Consider the following 16434-nt stretch of genomic DNA (forward strand, 5'->3'; position numbering starts at 1 on the left):
ATCCAAAGGTGTCAAAGGCAGCAGGTATTGCATTTGTGCATCAGGAGTTGAACCTTTTTACCAACCTGACCGTATATGAGAATCTTTTCATCACAGAGATGAAAAGGACAAAAGCAAAAACCATTGATAAGAAAACAATGAAAAAGATCGCCAATGAGCAGCTGAAGGAGCTGGGCATTGAAGGCTTTGATGCAAATACGATCGTAGGAACCCTTCCCATGGGACAGCGGCAGCTGATCGAGATCATTAAGGCCATTATGCAGGACGCAAAGATCATTGTACTGGACGAGCCTACCACATCCCTTTCGAATAAAGAGAAAGAAAAGCTGTTCGGTATCATGCACCTACTTCAGGAAAAAGGAAAATCCATGATCTTTATTTCCCATATCCTGGAGGATGTATTTGAACACTGCGAAGAGATTGCGGTGTTACGTGATGGGGAGATCATTTCCCAGAAGAAAGCTTCCGAGACAACCAATGCAGAGGTTATCAAGCAGATGGTTGGCCGTGAGCTGAATAATATTTATCCTACCGTGGAAAAAGAAATTGGTGAAGTAGCCTTTGTGGCAAAGGACATCTGCCAGGAGGGCAGATTTGAAAATCTTGGCCTTGAGATCCGTGAAGGAGAGATCCTGGGACTGTTCGGACTGATGGGAGCAGGCCGTACCGAGTTTCTTCGCTGTCTGTTTGGTGTGGATCCTATTTCTGAGGGTCATATTTCATACAAAGGACAGGAGATCGCTCCAATCACCCCCATCAACTGTATTAAGAATGGCATGGCATTTATCACAGAGAACCGTCGTGAGGAAGGTTTGATGATGCCGAAGACCATCAAGGAAAATGTGGTTATGGCCAGCCTGGATGATATTTGTGACAAGTCATTTATCAATCGTCAAAAAGAGTCAGAGCATACAGATAAGATCGTTAAGGAACTGCGGGTCAAAACCTTTGATCCATCCAAACAGGCTGTGATCAATCTTTCTGGTGGAAATCAGCAGAAGGTTGTATTTGGTAAATGGGTACTGAAGGAGCCGAAGATCTTCTTCCTGGATGAGCCTACAAGAGGTGTGGATGTAGGAGCAAAATACGAGATCTACAGCATTATCAATGATCTTGCAAAGAATAAATCTTCTATCCTGATCGTGTCTTCTGAAATGGAAGAACTGATGGGTATGTGTGACAGAATCCTGGTAATGAGCCATAACAAGATCACCGGTGAGCTTGAAAAAGGGGAGTACAGCCAGGAAGGTATTATGAAAGCAGCAATAGCAACAGGAGGTGGAAAGTAATGGAAACATCCCAGGCAAGAAAAGATGCGATTTTTAGAAAAAAACTGGTGGATACCTTCTGTAATTACGGAATTTATATCATATTCCTGATTATGATCATTTATTTCTCCGTACAGTCCACAGGTTTCCTTTCCCTGAGCAATGCGATCACAGTACTTCAGCTTTCCTCTACACTGGGAATCTCTGTAGTAGGTATGTTCTTTGTATTGATCACCGGAGGTATTGATATTTCTGTAGCATCCAATATGTACTTTTCAGCAGTTGTGGGAACCACGCTTCTGAACAATCTTGGATGCCCGCTGATCCTTTGCTTTGTAGGATCCTGCTTAAGCGGTCTGTTAATCGGATGTATCAATGGTTTCTGCGTATCCAGACTGAAGATCGTACCGTTTATCACGACCCTTGCAACCTACAGTGTGGCAAAAGGACTTGGACTTATGTTTACCAATCAGCAGATGCTTTTCCTGGATGCAAAGGTAAGAGTTTTCTCTTCTACCAGGATCTTTGGTATCCCGCTGATGGTTTACATCTTCCTTGCAGTTGTTATTCTTGGACATTTTGTCCTTACAAAAACCCAGTATGGCCGTCAGCTGTTTGCCTGTGGCAACAACCTGACCGGTGCAAATAAAATGGGTATCAACGGACCAAGAGTTGTATTTATCGCTTATGCAATATGTGGTGCACTTGCAGGACTTGCAGGTATGGTGAATGCGGCAAGACTTAGTGTTATTAATCCTAACTTTGCACAGAATGATGAGTTTACTGTTATTTCCTCAGCAGTTATCGGCGGGGCCAGCCTTTTCGGCGGTAAAGGAAAGGTGATCCCGGGAGCGATCATTGGTATCGTTATGGTACAGGTCATCAGCAACGGACTTACCATTATTGGAGCTTCTGCATATATCCAGAATATTTTCAAAGGACTGATCATTTTCGTAGCAGTAATGGTAGACAGTATCAAGAATAATGGAGATATTCATTAATCAAAAGTAAAAATGTCAGGAATTTCCTGAAAAACGATAGTTCCGGTATGGATTTCGTGATATAATCATACCATTCTTAGTACTATATCAAATTGATACCGGAGGTAATCTGTAATGAATGACAACAGAAAAAAGAATAAAGAAAGACAGGCACACATTGCCCGGCTTCTGGAAAAAAATGAACGCATTAATGTGAATCAATTGTTTGAGATACTCCAGGTATCAAAGGAAACCATCCGCCGTGACCTGAAAGAGATGGAAGAAGCAGGGATCATCCAGCGAGTACATGGAGGAGCAGTTTTATCAGAGGCATCCAAAGGAGTGAAGGAGTATCCCCTTCTTACCAGGGAGATCCGGAATTACTCTGAAAAGATCCGGCTTTGCCAGAAGGCAGCAGAGTATATTGAAGATGGGGACACCATCTTTATCGACAACAGCTCCACTACTTTGAATCTGGTATCTTACATACCGCAGGATTATCGGGTGACGATCATTACTAATTCCATCCGGCTTCTGGTGGAAGCGTCCATTGCGGACCATCCCAGCCTGACGTTTATCTGTCTGGGAGGTTTGCTGAAGTCCAAGAATTACTCTCTTACAGGAGTGATGGCTGTGGAACAGATCCACAATTTCCGTCCTAATAAAGCATTCGTTTCCTGTCATGGAATCAGTATGACAGACGGGATCACAGACGGAAGTATTTATGAGGTGGATGCAAAGCGTGAAATGCTGAAGCAGGCAAAGAAAACATTTCTGCTTGCAGATTCCAGCAAGATCGGCAAAACAGGTGTGGTAGTTCTTTCTCAGTTTGATTTCATTGATTGTCTGATTACGGACGAGACGGTTTCCGAAGAATACAGGCACTTCATTGAATCTCAGGGAACTGAGATCGTAACACTTCAATAAAAATGAAATGGCGGCCATCTGCGGATGGCTGCCGGTAAAGTATTTCACAGGAAACGTCTCCGGCCATAAGACTGGAGGATTTTACATGAAATATATCGCATTCGATTTAGGAGCGAGCAGCGGAAAAATGATGCTGGGAAGCTTTGATGGAAACAGGCTGGACACAGAAGTGATCCACAGGTTCCCCAACTGTCAGATTTCTGCAAATGGAAGTTTATACTGGAATTTTCTTGGAATATATCAAAATCTAATAGAAGGTCTTAAGACGGGCTTCCGGAAAGCAGACGGCCAGATCGCAGGACTGGGAATGGATTCCTACTGTAATGATTTTGGCCTTATTGGAAAAAGCGGAGACATTATCACGCAGATGCACTGCTATAGGGACGCACGTACAAAGAGAAGCAGGGATAAAATCTACGACCTGATTTCTGAAAAAGAACTTCATCAGCTTACAGGTAACCAGAACGCACTGTTTAATACTGCCATTCAGCTGGCAGCTATGATACAGCAAGGGGATGGTTATCTTCTGGAAGGGTGCGAAACTCTTCTTCATTTGCCTGATCTTCTGGCATATATGCTCACAGGTGAAAGAAAATCAGAATATACGATTGCTTCTGTAACACAGATGTTTGATTACCGGACGAATTTGTGGCACAAGGAAGTACTGAAAAGGTTCATGATCCCGGAAAGGATCCTTGCGCCGATTGTAGAGCCGGGATCTGTGGTCGGACATGCAACACGGGAGATGCAAAGCCTGCTTGGGACAGGCGGCTTTGATGTGATCGCAGTAGGAGAACATGATACTGCTTCTGCAGTGGCAGCTCTGCCTGCACTGTCTGGAAATCCTGCTTATATCAGCAGTGGTACCTGGTCACTGATGGGAGTGGAAACCTGCGATTTCTTTACCAATGAAACTACTTTTAAATATAACATTGCATTTGAAGGCGGTGTGGAACATAGGTACCGTATGTTGAAAAATGTAATGGGGCTTTGGATCATCCAGGAGTGCCGCAGGGAATATCAGACCATGGATCAGGAGTATTCCTTTGGGGAGCTGGCTGCCCTGGCAGCAAAGGAAGCACCATTTAAAGCTCTCATCGATCCGGACTGGGAAGAATTTTACGAGCCTGGCAGAATGCTTGAAAAAATTCGGAAATTCTGCAGCATGACAGGGCAGAAGGAGCCTGAAACACCAGGTCAGTTTGTGCGGGCAGTGGAAGAAAGCCTTGCCTTTAAGTATCGTTGGGTAATGGATGCACTGGAAGAAATCAACGGAAAGAAAATTGACTGTATCCATATTCTTGGAGGCGGCGGTCAGGACAGACTATTGGATCAATTTACGGCAAATGCCTGCAGACGTCCGGTTTATGTAGGGCCTACAGAAGCAGCATTGGCTGGCAACTTCCTGATGCAGATGAAAGCAAAGGGAGAGATCAGGGATGTATTACAGGGCAGGGAAATTATCAGGAAATCCTTTGATATTGAAGAATTTTTACCTGCAGATCAGGCTGTCTGGGAAGAAAAGTATCAGTACTTTAAAACTCTTTTAAAGAGTGTGTGAAAAGGAGGCATTGGGGCAGATGAGGGAAACAGAAGAAAAGATCTTAAGAGTAAGAGAGCTGATGGAAGAAAAGGGCTATGATGCAGTGGTTCTGAATACAAACGAGAACTTTTTCTGGATCACAGGGGGAAAAAGTGCTTTTGTAGACAAGTCAGGGCCTGCGGCTTCTAAGATCCTGATTACAAAGGATAAAAGCTATGCAGTGTGTAATTCCAGTGAAAGATACCGTGTGATGGAGGAAGAACTGGATGGGCTTGGTTTTGAATTGATCGGTTATTTGTGGCATGAGGATGAAGCGAAGATCCTGGAGCCTTATCTTAAAGGGCTTAAAGTGGTAAGTGATAATGGTTGTTATGGCGAGAATAAAGGCAGTGAGATCCAGCCGCTCCGTTACATTCTTACAGATGAAGAGATCGCCCGGTTCCGCCAGATTGGGCCGGAAAGCACAAGGATTCTGGAAGAGTGTGTAAGGCAGATCAAAAAAGGTGAAACAGAATTTGAGATTGCCGGCAGGATCACAGGAGCTTTAATGGCAAAAGGATATCAGGTGCCGGTTTGCCTGGTAGCTGCAGATGACAGATTGAAGAAATTCCGTCATCCAATTCCAACCGCTAATAAGGTGGAGAAATATGCAATGGCTGCGATCTGTGCACAGAAATACGGTCTCACCATTTCTATTTCAAGAATTGTATCCTTTGGTGAGGTGGACGAAGACAAGATGAAACGTTTGAAAGCGGTAGTAAAAGCAGATGCAGCTTATATTCTGTCTACGGTTCCAGGTGTTACAGCAGTCAGCGTCTTGGAAGCAGGAAAGGCTGTTTACGAAGCAGAAGGCTATGGCCCTGATTTTGATCTGCATCACCAGGGAGGCGGTCTTGGATATCCTACCAGAGATTATTGTACCAATTTTGCCTGCACAGAGGTTGTGCATGACAGACAGGGATTTTCCTGGAATCCGACCATTGCAGGTGTAAAGGCAGAGGATACCTTCCTTGTGATTGACGGCAAACAGGAAATTGTTTCCCATACAGGGGAATGGGTTTATGAAGAAGTAGAATACAAGGGACAGAAGATCCTTCGTCCCGGAATCCTGGTTCTTTAATATAATAGTTTATGAAGACTGATATGGAAAGAAAAGAAAAAGAAGAGGAGAAAAGAAAAGATGGCAGAGTTATCTTACATGAAAGACAGAGAAGATATGAGTAAAGTTGCACATTATATGTGGGACAGAAGACTTACAAATGCTGCAGGCGGGAATTTTGCAGTGAGAGTAGATGATAACAGGATTCTGATCTCTCCATCTCTTATGTCTGAAAGACATTTTTGCGAGATGAAACCAGAAGATTTCTTACTGATCGATTATGATATGAACATTCTGGAAGGTACAGGAAAGCTTTCCCGTGAAGCTTACATGCATGTACTTCTTCTGAAAAACTTCAAAAATATCGGTGCAACGATCCATGCACATCCTATGTACTGCATGGTATTTGTAGCACAGACAAAGCCGATTCCCAATATTACAGAGGCAACCATGAAGAGAGGCCCTGTAGAGTGCATTCCATATACACAGGCTTATACAAAGAATCTGCATGAAGAGGTTTATAAATATTTTGACGCGAGAAGGGAACTGGCTGAGAAATATCCTATCGGAGCTATCATGCCGCTGCATGGGGTTGTTGTTTCTGGATCTGACCTTTTCATGGCATACAGTATGCTTGAGAGAATTGAAGCAGATGCTATCTGCAACATCTTTAAAAATAACATTAAAGACATCTGATTTGGTTTTGAACATGATAGGAGAAGCCACACATGTTTGCTTGCGATCTGCACACACATACGATCCGTTCTGACGGACACATGACACCAATCGAATCCATTGACCGTGCTGCGTCTCTTGGGCTGAAAGTTATGGCCATTACTGACCATGACATGACGCTGCCAGCCATTTGGAAAGGAATTGATCTTGTTTCATATGGGGCTGAGAAAGGAATCCGGCTGTTGCCGGGAATCGAAGTATCCTGCGATACCTGGAATGACGACGTCCATATTATTGGATTGTACTGTAACTGGGATGATCCTGCGTTTGCGGATCTGGAACATGGTGTCCAGACAAGCAGGATGGAAAGCTATCAGGAAATGATCCGAAAGATGGCAAAGGCCGGGTATCAAGTATCCTGGCAGGAGGTTCTGGAACATGCAGGGAAAACTGATTGTCCGGAAACTGTCCAGAAAAAGTTAGTGTATGAGCTGTTGGCTGCAAAAGGATATGCCGTGGACTGGGCTAAGGCAAAGCGTCTGGTACAGTCTGTACCGGAATTCCAGACCAACCGGGAGAAACCGGATCCTGTAAAGATCATTCAGCTGCTTCACAAAACAGGTGGTATAGCGATCATGGCACACCCGTTTTTGGTAAAAGAACATCCTCCCTATCAAGGCAAGACTATGACTCGTTTCCAGTATATGGACATGCTGGTAGATGCCGGACTGGATGGTATAGAGGCAAGCTATACCTACGATAAGTCAAGCTACGCTGGCAGAGATTCCAAAGCAGAGCTGGAGCAGCAGATCCGAAGCAGGTATCAGAGCAAGGGCATTTTCTTTTCCGGAGGTTCGGATTTTCATGGTGACCAGAAAACAGGCATACCCAATCCCAGGGAACTGGGAGAGTGTGGCGTAACCTATCAGTATTATACGCAGCATATAGAAAAGCTGAGAAAGTAAAAACCAGTACAGTGAAAGCAAAAAACCGGATGGCACAGTGGCCTTCCGGTTTTTTTGAAAAATCACAAAAACCTATTGACAAAGTAGGAAATGCTCGCTATAATCAGAAACATCAAATACGCAATTCATATATGATAACTAGGAAAAGAGAAGCCGGACGCAGCGCCAGACCAGTCCAAGCGGCATAGCCGGTGTCAGGCAGCAGGCAGAAAAGGAGAATGATTATGGCAAAGATTAATAAGAGCATTTTAGATCTGATTGGAAACACACCTCTTCTGGAGGCTGAGAATATTGAGCGGGCAGAAGGACTTGAGGCAACTGTGCTGCTGAAGCTTGAATATTTTAATCCGGCAGGTAGCGTAAAGGATCGTATTGCAAGAGCAATGATCGAAGATGCAGAGAAGACAGGCGCACTGAAGAAGGGTTCTACGATCATTGAGCCGACTTCAGGAAATACAGGGATCGGCCTTGCTGCCATTGCAGCATCCAAAGGATACAGGATCATCCTGACCATGCCGGAAACAATGAGTGTTGAGAGACGTAACATTCTGAAAGCATATGGAGCTGAGATCGTACTTACAGATGGTACAAAAGGTATGACTGGCGCTATTGCGAAAGCAAATGAACTGGCAAAAGAGATTCCGGACAGCTTTATCCCAGGACAGTTTGTAAATCCTGTAAATCCGAAAGCTCATATTGCAACAACAGGTCCTGAGATCTGGAATGATACAGACGGACAGGTAGATATTTTTGTAGCAGGTGTTGGCACAGGCGGCACACTGACAGGTGTTGGTGAATACCTGAAGAGCCAGAAGCCAGAGGTTAAGATAGTGGCTGTTGAGCCTGCAACCTCTCCGGTTCTTTCTGAGGGAAAAGCCGGTCCGCATAAGATCCAGGGGATTGGTGCCGGATTTGTTCCGGATATCCTGAATACCAAGATTTATGATGAAGTGATCAAGGTAGAAAATGAGGATGCTTTTGAAACATCCAGAAAGCTGACTAAGAATGAAGGAATCCTTACCGGTATTTCCTCAGGTGCAGCCCTGTATGCAGCTATTTTGCTGGCCAAACGTCCGGAGAACAAAGGAAAAACCATCGTTGCCCTTCTTCCGGACAGTGGTGACAGATATTATTCTACACCATTATTTACAAAATAATTACGGAGGCATGGTATGAAGATATCTACCAAAGGCAGGTATGCCCTTCGTCTGATGCTGGATCTTGCCAGCAATGATTCGGGAACACCGATCCGTTTGAAAGATGTGGCAAAGAGGCAGGGAATTTCCGAAAAATATCTGGAACAGATAATTTCTATATTAAATAAAGCCGGATTTGTCAGAAGCGTGCGAGGTCCCCAGGGCGGTTATTCTTTATCCAGGACACCGGCAGATTATACGGTTGGTATGATACTCAGGCTTACAGAAGGCAGTCTTTGCCCGGTTGACTGTGCTGCTGAAGAAAATGGCAGCTGTGACAGGGAAGACACCTGCGTCACACGTATGCTGTGGAAGAAGCTGGATGATGCCATCAGTAGTGTGGTAGATCATGTAAGTCTGGAGGAACTTCTTTCCTGGCAGAACGCCAGAGCAGACGATTATGTGATTTAACATTTTTATAAGATAATTGAAAACTCCCCTGTACAGGTATTGTACCTGGCTGGGGAGTTTTATGCATTATAGCTTATGATGAAAGAAGTAAATATTTCCATATGAAATGTAGGCAATTAGTTTGTCGAATTTGATAATATTTGGAAAACAACAAACATTTGACGAAATTTTGACTCTGGGGTATCATTGAAATACAAGTAAATCGCAGACAACAGGAGATTCTTATGAATGTTAAAAATAGTATTTCTGAGTCAATGAATGCGATACGAGGAAAAGAATCAAAAGATCAGTCGGCCAAGAGTATTTTTTCATATAAGCCGATCATGAGCAATATTCTTAAATATACTGTAGAGGAATATAAAAACTGTTCCCTGGAAGAAATCATGGAATGTATTGAAGGAGATACGATACAAACCGGCACAGCGTTAATTGAAGAAGACATGGCGAAAACGATACGGGGAGAAAGAAATGAGTTACATACCACTGATGAAGCTGCTGCAACATTTGACATTCTGGTAATCAGGAAAAAGTATTATCATATATTCCAGATCCGGACAATGAAGTATGCCAAAAGGAGGTGGCGGATATGCTAAGTATGGTGGCTTATGCCAAAGAGCAGGGAGAGAAAAAAGGGAAAAAGATAGGTAAAGAGCAGGGAGAGAAGATAGGTGAAAATCGTTTGGGAATGCTTATGAATATCCTCTTGAAAAATAAAAAGTATTCTGATGCAGAAAGAGCTTCTGAGGATAAAGAATATCGAGAAAAGCTATATAAAGAATATGGATTATAATTTGTTTTCCAAATAACCGGATAAAAACGGAAATGCAAGAAAAAAGAGTCCCAAGGGGCTCTTTTTTTATGCTCTGAAAGAGATTCTACTGTAAGCGTACAAACACAGAACTTTACTTTTTCACAATTTCTTTTACATGTTTTTAACAAAACTACGCTTTTTCCTTTTACAAAGGGCATCTACAATAGCACCTGTAAATGAGGCAACAGGAAAAATTAAATAAAGCGAATCAAGAAAGAGGAGAAAGATTATCATGAAGAAAAAAATCGCAGCAGTTTTAACAGCAGCAGTATTAGGAGCTACAGCATTTGCAGGTACAGTAAGCGCAGCAAGCGGAGATATCACCGTTGTATCCCGTGAGGATGGTTCCGGTACAAGAGGCGCATTTATCGAACTGTTCGGAATAGAAGAAAAACAGGGTGATGAGAAGGTAGATATGACTACAGAGGAAGCAAGCATCACAAACAGCACATCCGTTATGATGACAACAGTTGCTGGTGATGAGAATGCAATTGGATATATTTCTCTTGGATCTCTGGATGACACAGTAAAGGCTGTAAAGATCGACGGTGCAGAAGCCAGCGTAGAGAATGTATCTGACGGTTCTTACAAAGTATCCCGTCCGTTTAACATTGTTACAGGCGATTCTGTAAGCGATGCAGCTCAGGATTTTATTAACTACATAATGAGCGCAGATGGACAGCAGATCATCGAGGACAATGGATACATTAAAGTAGATGCAGAAGCTAAAGCTTATGAGAGCGCAGCACCATCCGGAAAAGTTGTTGTAGCAGGATCTTCTTCTGTAACACCAGTAATGGAGAAACTTGCTGAGGCTTATCAGGCAGCAAACAAAGACGTAACAGTAGAGGTACAGCAGAGCGATTCCACAACAGGTATCACATCTGCAAAAGAAGGTATCTGTGACATTGGTATGGCATCCCGTGATCTGAAAGATGAGGAGAAAGATGGTCTTACTGCACAGGAAATCGCAAGAGATGGTATTGCAGTAATCGTAAACAAAGACAATGATGTAGATGAGCTTACCAGCGATCAGGTAAAATCCATTTTCACAGGCGAGACAACTACCTGGGATGATCTGGCGAAATAAAAATCCTTGATATCACAAGCGAAACGGCGTCGGTGCTTTGGAAATAACAGGGCATCGGCGTTGTAACATGTAACTGTATCTATGAAAAAAGACAGGTGTATTTATGAATCGAGTAAAAGAAAAAGGCATGAAGATGGTATTTCTGATCGCTGCATGCACTTCTGTTCTGGCAGTACTTCTGATCTGTATTTTTTTGTTTGCCAATGGACTCCCTACCATTGCACAGATCGGACCATTAAAGTTTCTGTTTGGACAGGAATGGAAACCTTCTAACAACAAATTCGGAATCCTTCCAATGATCGTTGCCAGTATTTATGTTACTGGTGGAGCAATTCTGGTAGGAGTTCCTATTGCGGTTTTAACATCCGTATTTATGGCCAGATATTGTCCCAAAAGGATTTATGGTGTTTTGAAATCAGGGATTGAATTGATGGCCGGAATCCCATCCATCGTATATGGATTTTTTGGACTTGTACTGATCGTTCCTTTGATCCGGGACGTATTCGGCGGACCCGGAGCCAGCATGCTGGCTGCAATTATTCTGCTTGGGATCATGATCCTACCTACCATTGTAGGTGTGACAGAAGCAGCCATCCGGGGGGTACCGGAAAGCTATTATGAAGGGTCGCTTGCTCTTGGAGCTACAAAAGAAAGAAGCATATATGCGGTTATGCTTCCAGCGGCAAAATCAGGAATCCTGGCAGGTATTGTACTGGGGATCGGCCGTGCCATCGGAGAAACCATGGCAGTGGTAATGATCGCCGGAAATCAGCCCAGAATGCCAAAAGGATTGCTGAAAGGTGTGCGTACAATGACAATGAATATTGTAACAGATATGGGGTATGCAACCGGATTGCACAGGCAGGCACTGATTGCAACGGCTGTTGTGTTGTTTGTATTTATTCTGATCATAAATCTCAGTCTTTCTCTGCTGAACAGGAGGAGCGAAAATGAAGGGTGATGCAGCAATGACGATAGGAGGTTCTATGGCTTATACAAGGACGAAGCCAGCAAAACCTAAATATATTGGATCAAAAATCCTGAAATTTTTAACGATCCTGGCAGCAGGTATAACCTTTGCAGTGTTATTATTCCTGATCGCATATATACTGGTAAAAGGAGTTCCTTATCTGAATAAGGATCTGTTTTCCTTCACATATACATCCGATAATGTTTCACTTGTTCCGGCGCTGATCAATACCTTTATCATGACAATCGTATCATTGGTAATTGCTGCACCGCTGGGAATTTTTGCAGCAATCTATCTGGTAGAATATGCAAAAAAAGGAAGCCGCCTTGTGAATGTGATCCGTATTACGGCAGAAACACTTTCCGGTATTCCATCCATTGTATTCGGTCTGTTTGGTATGCTGTTTTTTGTAACAGCATTGAAGTGGAAAATGTCCCTGCTTGCAGGTGCATTTACGATGGCGATCATGATCCTTCCACTGATCATGCGTACATCAGAGGAAGCATTAAAATCAGTTCCTGATTCCTACCGGGAAGCCAGTTTTGGCCTTGGTGCAGGAAAGCTTCGGACGATATTTACTATTGTACTTCCTTCTGCAGTTCCAGGGATCCTGGCAGGTGTGATCCTTGCAGTAGGAAGAGTAGTTGGTGAGACAGCTGCGCTGATCTATACCTCCGGTACACTTCCGAAAGTCCCGGACAGCCTGATGGGCTCAGGACGTACTCTGGCTCTTCATATGTATGTACTTTCCTGTGAAGGTCTGCACATGAACCAGGCAGCAGCAACGGCTGTGATCATTTTGTTCTTTGTAATGCTTATTAACTGGCTGTCCGGCCGTGTGGCAAAAAGGATAGCGAAAGGATAATTTTATGAGTGAAAAAACGAAAATCCAGATCAGTAATATGGATCTGCATTATGGCAATTTCCATGCGTTAAAGAACATCAATATGGAAATACCTGAGAAGGAAATAACCGCATTTATCGGCCCCAGCGGCTGTGGAAAATCTACGTTGTTAAAGTCCCTGAACAGGATGAATGATCTGGTAGAAGGATGTAAGATTACAGGAAAAGTAGAACTGGATGGACAGGATATTTACGGAGATATGGATGTGAATCTGCTGCGAAAAAGAGTAGGTATGGTTTTCCAGAAGCCCAATCCTTTCCCTATGAGTATTTATGATAATATTGCCTATGGACCAAGAACACATGGGATCCGTTCCAAGGCAAAACTGGATGAGATCGTGGAAAAATCCCTGCGTGATGCAGCAATCTGGGACGAGGTTAAGGACAGATTGAAAAAGAGCGCACTGGGGATGTCCGGCGGCCAGCAGCAGCGTCTTTGTATTGCAAGGGCTCTGGCAGTGCAGCCGGAAGTTCTTCTTATGGATGAACCTACTTCTGCGCTGGATCCTATTTCTACTTCAAGGATTGAGGAACTGGCAATGGAATTAAAGAAGGACTATACCATTGTGATCGTTACACATAATATGCAGCAGGCAACCAGAATTTCCGACAAAACAGGATTCTTTTTACTAGGCGAAGTGGTAGAGTTTGCCAAGACACAGAAGCTGTTTTCCATGCCTCAGGATAAGAGAACAGAGGACTATATTACAGGAAGGTTTGGTTAAAGACTATGGGAACGCATTTTGAAAGAAAGCTGGAAGAATTGCATGCACAGATGATCGCAATTGGAAATCTGTGCGAACAGGCGATTACTCTTTCCGCAGAAGCTGTTCGTGGAGGCGGGGATCAGGTCGTCCGTCAGGTATTTGAAACGGATCGGGATATTGACGCAAAAGAGCGTGAGATTGAAGGACAATGCATGAAGCTGCTGCTTCTTCAGCAGCCGGTTGCCGGAGATCTTCGGCGAATCTCAGCTGCACTTCGTATGGTGGCAGATATGGAAAGAATCGGAGATCAGGCTGCAGATATTGCAGATCTGGCGCTTCATATGGATACTGCAGCAGTAAAGGTGTCCGCAGATATTGCAGGAATCGCAGATGCTACGGTACATATGGTTCAGGGAAGCATTGAAGCTTTTGTGGACATGGATCTTAAAAAGAGCAGATATGTGATCAACAGTGATGACATTGTGGACAATGCTTTCAATGAGATCAAGGAGAATCTGGCGGATCAGATCTACGGAAAAAAGCTGGATGCGCGTACTGGTCTGGATATTCTTATGACTGCAAAATATTTTGAGAGAATTGGTGATCATGCCGTGAATATTGCTGAATGGGTGGAGTTTGCCATTACAGGAGAGCACAGAAATAACGAGCATGAGTATGATTTTGAAAAAGAGATGGCTGCTTTTATGAAATAATTCATGAAGCAACTATCTGTCTATAATTTGTTAAGGGTTTTGACCCTATCCCCTATAGGGAGCTGCTGCATGAAAACGTGGCAGCTCTTTTTGGCGTTTAAGGGAGTTTTCCGGTTTTGGCAATGACAAAATCGGAAATATCATAATTTATAAGAAAATATATAGTAAAATAGAGAAAAGACTGACTGAAGGAAAAGGAGGGTATGATTATTGAGAATGAAAAAAGGAAGATGGCTGCACAGGCTGGCAGTGGCTTTGGGGACAGCGGCAGCAGCAGTGATGCTGACCCAGGTTCCGGCAGCTGCAAGGGATCTCATATGTACAGAAGGTACCACGTGCCAGGTAAATGCAACAAAAACAGTTACAAGAGAAAATGACTTTTATTGTGGTCCGATTATGCCGGGGGATACCGTGAAGATGGAAGGCAGGAAGAATGTGTCTCGGACCAGTGGCGAACCTGAGCACATTACGCAGGTAGTATCCATGGATGTAGAGAAATATTTTTATTATACCAAGGAAAGTATGAAAACAGGACCCTACACCGCTTCCTATATTTCTGGGCTTCCTACAGATGGGTATAAGGCAGGTATTGAGAATGACAGGCTGAATAATGTGCTGCAGGGTCTGGAGTTTGTTAAAGGCAAGGTTTACAATCAGCAGGGCAGTTCCATAGAAGTGATCACAGGCTTTAAGAATAACACAGACAAAGTGATCCAGATCTACGGTAATGGACAGGGGCCGGCCTATCTGCCGGATGGGCAGTCTACAAGTGGTCTGCTGGATGAAAAAGATAATCTGACAGGACAAACGATCAGGACTTATAATTTTCGGCGGGAATCCATGTATTTGAAGATTTTTGATCCAGAGTGCGATATCACCTATGATCTGGATGGAGGTACGCTTCAGGGGAAAAACAATCCATCCACATATACGGTAGCAACTCTGGAACCTCGTACAGTAAAGATCTGGGCACCTGTAAAAGAAGGAAATCATTGTGCTGCAATAGGCTCTTATAATGGGGGACACTCTCTGTTTGGGGAAAAGGCTGTGAAGGGACAGGAAAATGGACAGACCTATTATGTGTTTGAATACTGGCCTGGATATTTTGCTCTATTTGCCGATGACAACAATTCTCAAAACAGAGATTTCTGGTTCAGCTTTAATAAGGGCTATACCGCTGTATTCCATGGAAACGGAGGTACGGTAAATGGGCAGGACATCTGGATCAGTGAGGTGGATCGGGATAAGGATTCTACCTATCCATGTAAGTATACAGATGTGAATTATACTCCGGTGAGAGCAGGGTATCAATTTGAGGGCTGGTACCTGGACGAGAATTTCAGCCAGAAGTTCTACGGCTTCCAGGATGACCGGACTTATGATACGACCGGACATGCTGACTGGAAGATCCCGTTCTGGACCACTCGGTCTGATTATATTACAGATCTGTATGCCAAGTGGTCTGGTGGTACGGAGCCGATGCCTAGCACAGCACCGTTGCCATCAGAAGCACCGACGCCAAGCACAGCACCGTTGCCATCAGAAGCACCGTTGCCAAGCACAGCACCAACGCCTACCAAGGCACCGGAGCAAAGTGTAACACCGGGAAACACACATACACCAACACCTACAGCTGCGCCTGCTCTTCCTAAGAAGGGAAGCCAGCATAAGGTAAAAGGGCTGATCTACAAGGTGACAGCATCCACAGCTTCCAAAAAGACTGTGACGGTGATGCGTCCTGTAAAGAAAACAGAGAAAAAGATCACCATTCCTGCATCTGTAAAGCTTGGCAGCTATACATATCAGGTTACGTCCATCAATGCAAAAGCATTCAGAAATAATACGAAGCTTACTCAGGTAACAATAGGAGCGAAGATCACAAAGATCGGACGACAGGCTTTTGAGGGCTGCAAAAACCTGAAGAAGATCACCATCAGATCCAAAGCAGTGAAGAAGATTGAGGTAAATGCCTTCCGTAAGGTGAAGAAGGGAGCAAAGATCTACGTTCCAAAAGCAAAATACAAAGCATACAAAAAGTACTTAAAGGCTGCAAAGATCACAAAGGATATTAAGGTTATCCGTAAATAACTCTTTCTCAAATATTATATCAGCTGGGAGTCAATCCCCCAGCTGATATAGCCTCCGGCAGGATTGCAGAGGTGCGCAGGAGAAGTAT

Annotated in this window: 17 protein-coding genes; all 17 read left to right on the forward strand. The window is 43.8% G+C overall.

Features of this window, described 5'->3' with window-relative positions:
• Nucleotides 1-1289, forward strand: a 1289-nt coding sequence (locus AB5916_RS16820) for a sugar ABC transporter ATP-binding protein (protein WP_368191991.1), incomplete at its 5' end; no start/stop codon positions are given.
• On the forward strand, nt 1289-2269 hold the full coding sequence (locus AB5916_RS16825) for an ABC transporter permease (protein ID WP_158422461.1): 981 nt from the start codon (nt 1289-1291) through the stop codon (nt 2267-2269). The genes AB5916_RS16820 and AB5916_RS16825, both read left to right, overlap by 1 nt.
• Nucleotides 2270-2383: 114 nt before the next feature.
• Entirely contained in the window at nt 2384-3175 is a 792-nt protein-coding gene (locus AB5916_RS16830; RefSeq protein WP_158422462.1) for a DeoR/GlpR family DNA-binding transcription regulator, read from the forward strand.
• Between the two features lie 85 nt (nt 3176-3260).
• Nucleotides 3261-4736: a rhamnulokinase family protein gene (locus tag AB5916_RS16835; protein WP_368191994.1), complete on the forward strand. Its 1476-nt coding sequence runs from the start codon at nt 3261-3263 to the stop codon at nt 4734-4736.
• Between the two features lie 19 nt (nt 4737-4755).
• Nucleotides 4756-5838: a Xaa-Pro peptidase family protein gene (locus tag AB5916_RS16840; protein WP_173727152.1), complete on the forward strand. Its 1083-nt coding sequence runs from the start codon at nt 4756-4758 to the stop codon at nt 5836-5838.
• A gap of 60 nt (nt 5839-5898) precedes the next feature.
• The gene (locus tag AB5916_RS16845; protein ID WP_158422465.1) at nt 5899-6513 is read left to right on the forward strand and encodes a class II aldolase/adducin family protein; all 615 of its coding nucleotides are present in this window, start codon (nt 5899-5901) and stop codon (nt 6511-6513) included.
• Between the two features lie 32 nt (nt 6514-6545).
• Entirely contained in the window at nt 6546-7457 is a 912-nt protein-coding gene (locus AB5916_RS16850) for a PHP domain-containing protein (protein ID WP_368191996.1), read from the forward strand.
• Between the two features lie 224 nt (nt 7458-7681).
• Nucleotides 7682-8614: a cysteine synthase A gene (cysK, locus tag AB5916_RS16855; RefSeq protein ID WP_158422483.1), complete on the forward strand. Its 933-nt coding sequence runs from the start codon at nt 7682-7684 to the stop codon at nt 8612-8614.
• A 15-nt stretch (nt 8615-8629) separates the two neighbouring features.
• Nucleotides 8630-9064 (forward strand): Rrf2 family transcriptional regulator, encoded by a 435-nt coding sequence (locus tag AB5916_RS16860; RefSeq protein WP_158422484.1) that lies wholly within the window; start codon nt 8630-8632, stop codon nt 9062-9064.
• Nucleotides 9065-9288: 224 nt separating this feature from the next.
• Nucleotides 9289-9657, forward strand: coding sequence for a hypothetical protein (locus AB5916_RS16865; protein WP_158422485.1), 369 nt, complete (start codon nt 9289-9291; stop codon nt 9655-9657).
• 5 nt (nt 9658-9662) lie between these two features.
• Nucleotides 9663-9854 carry a hypothetical protein gene (locus tag AB5916_RS16870; RefSeq protein WP_368191999.1) on the forward strand — a complete coding sequence of 64 codons (192 nt, stop codon included), beginning with the start codon at nt 9663-9665 and terminating at the stop codon, nt 9852-9854.
• A 253-nt stretch (nt 9855-10107) separates the two neighbouring features.
• The gene (locus AB5916_RS16875; protein ID WP_368192001.1) at nt 10108-10965 is read left to right on the forward strand and encodes a substrate-binding domain-containing protein; all 858 of its coding nucleotides are present in this window, start codon (nt 10108-10110) and stop codon (nt 10963-10965) included.
• A gap of 103 nt (nt 10966-11068) precedes the next feature.
• The gene (pstC, locus tag AB5916_RS16880) at nt 11069-11926 is read left to right on the forward strand and encodes a phosphate ABC transporter permease subunit PstC (protein ID WP_368192003.1); all 858 of its coding nucleotides are present in this window, start codon (nt 11069-11071) and stop codon (nt 11924-11926) included.
• 25 nt (nt 11927-11951) lie between these two features.
• Nucleotides 11952-12800, forward strand: a complete 849-nt coding sequence (gene pstA / locus AB5916_RS16885) for a phosphate ABC transporter permease PstA (RefSeq protein WP_368192007.1) — start codon at nt 11952-11954, stop codon at nt 12798-12800.
• Between the two features lie 4 nt (nt 12801-12804).
• Complete coding sequence (gene pstB, locus AB5916_RS16890) at nt 12805-13563, forward strand: phosphate ABC transporter ATP-binding protein PstB (protein ID WP_158422489.1); 759 nt, start codon at nt 12805-12807, stop codon at nt 13561-13563.
• A 5-nt stretch (nt 13564-13568) separates the two neighbouring features.
• Nucleotides 13569-14258 (forward strand): phosphate signaling complex protein PhoU, encoded by a 690-nt coding sequence (gene phoU / locus AB5916_RS16895; RefSeq protein ID WP_173727147.1) that lies wholly within the window; start codon nt 13569-13571, stop codon nt 14256-14258.
• 216 nt (nt 14259-14474) lie between these two features.
• Nucleotides 14475-16346: a leucine-rich repeat protein gene (locus tag AB5916_RS16900; RefSeq protein WP_368192005.1), complete on the forward strand. Its 1872-nt coding sequence runs from the start codon at nt 14475-14477 to the stop codon at nt 16344-16346.
• Nucleotides 16347-16434: the final 88 nt, after the last annotated feature.

It is taken from the genome of Blautia sp. 1033sp1_1033st1_G9_1033SCRN_220408 (assembly GCF_040929965.1).
Taxonomy (GTDB): domain Bacteria; phylum Bacillota; class Clostridia; order Lachnospirales; family Lachnospiraceae; genus Blautia_A; species Blautia_A ammoniilytica.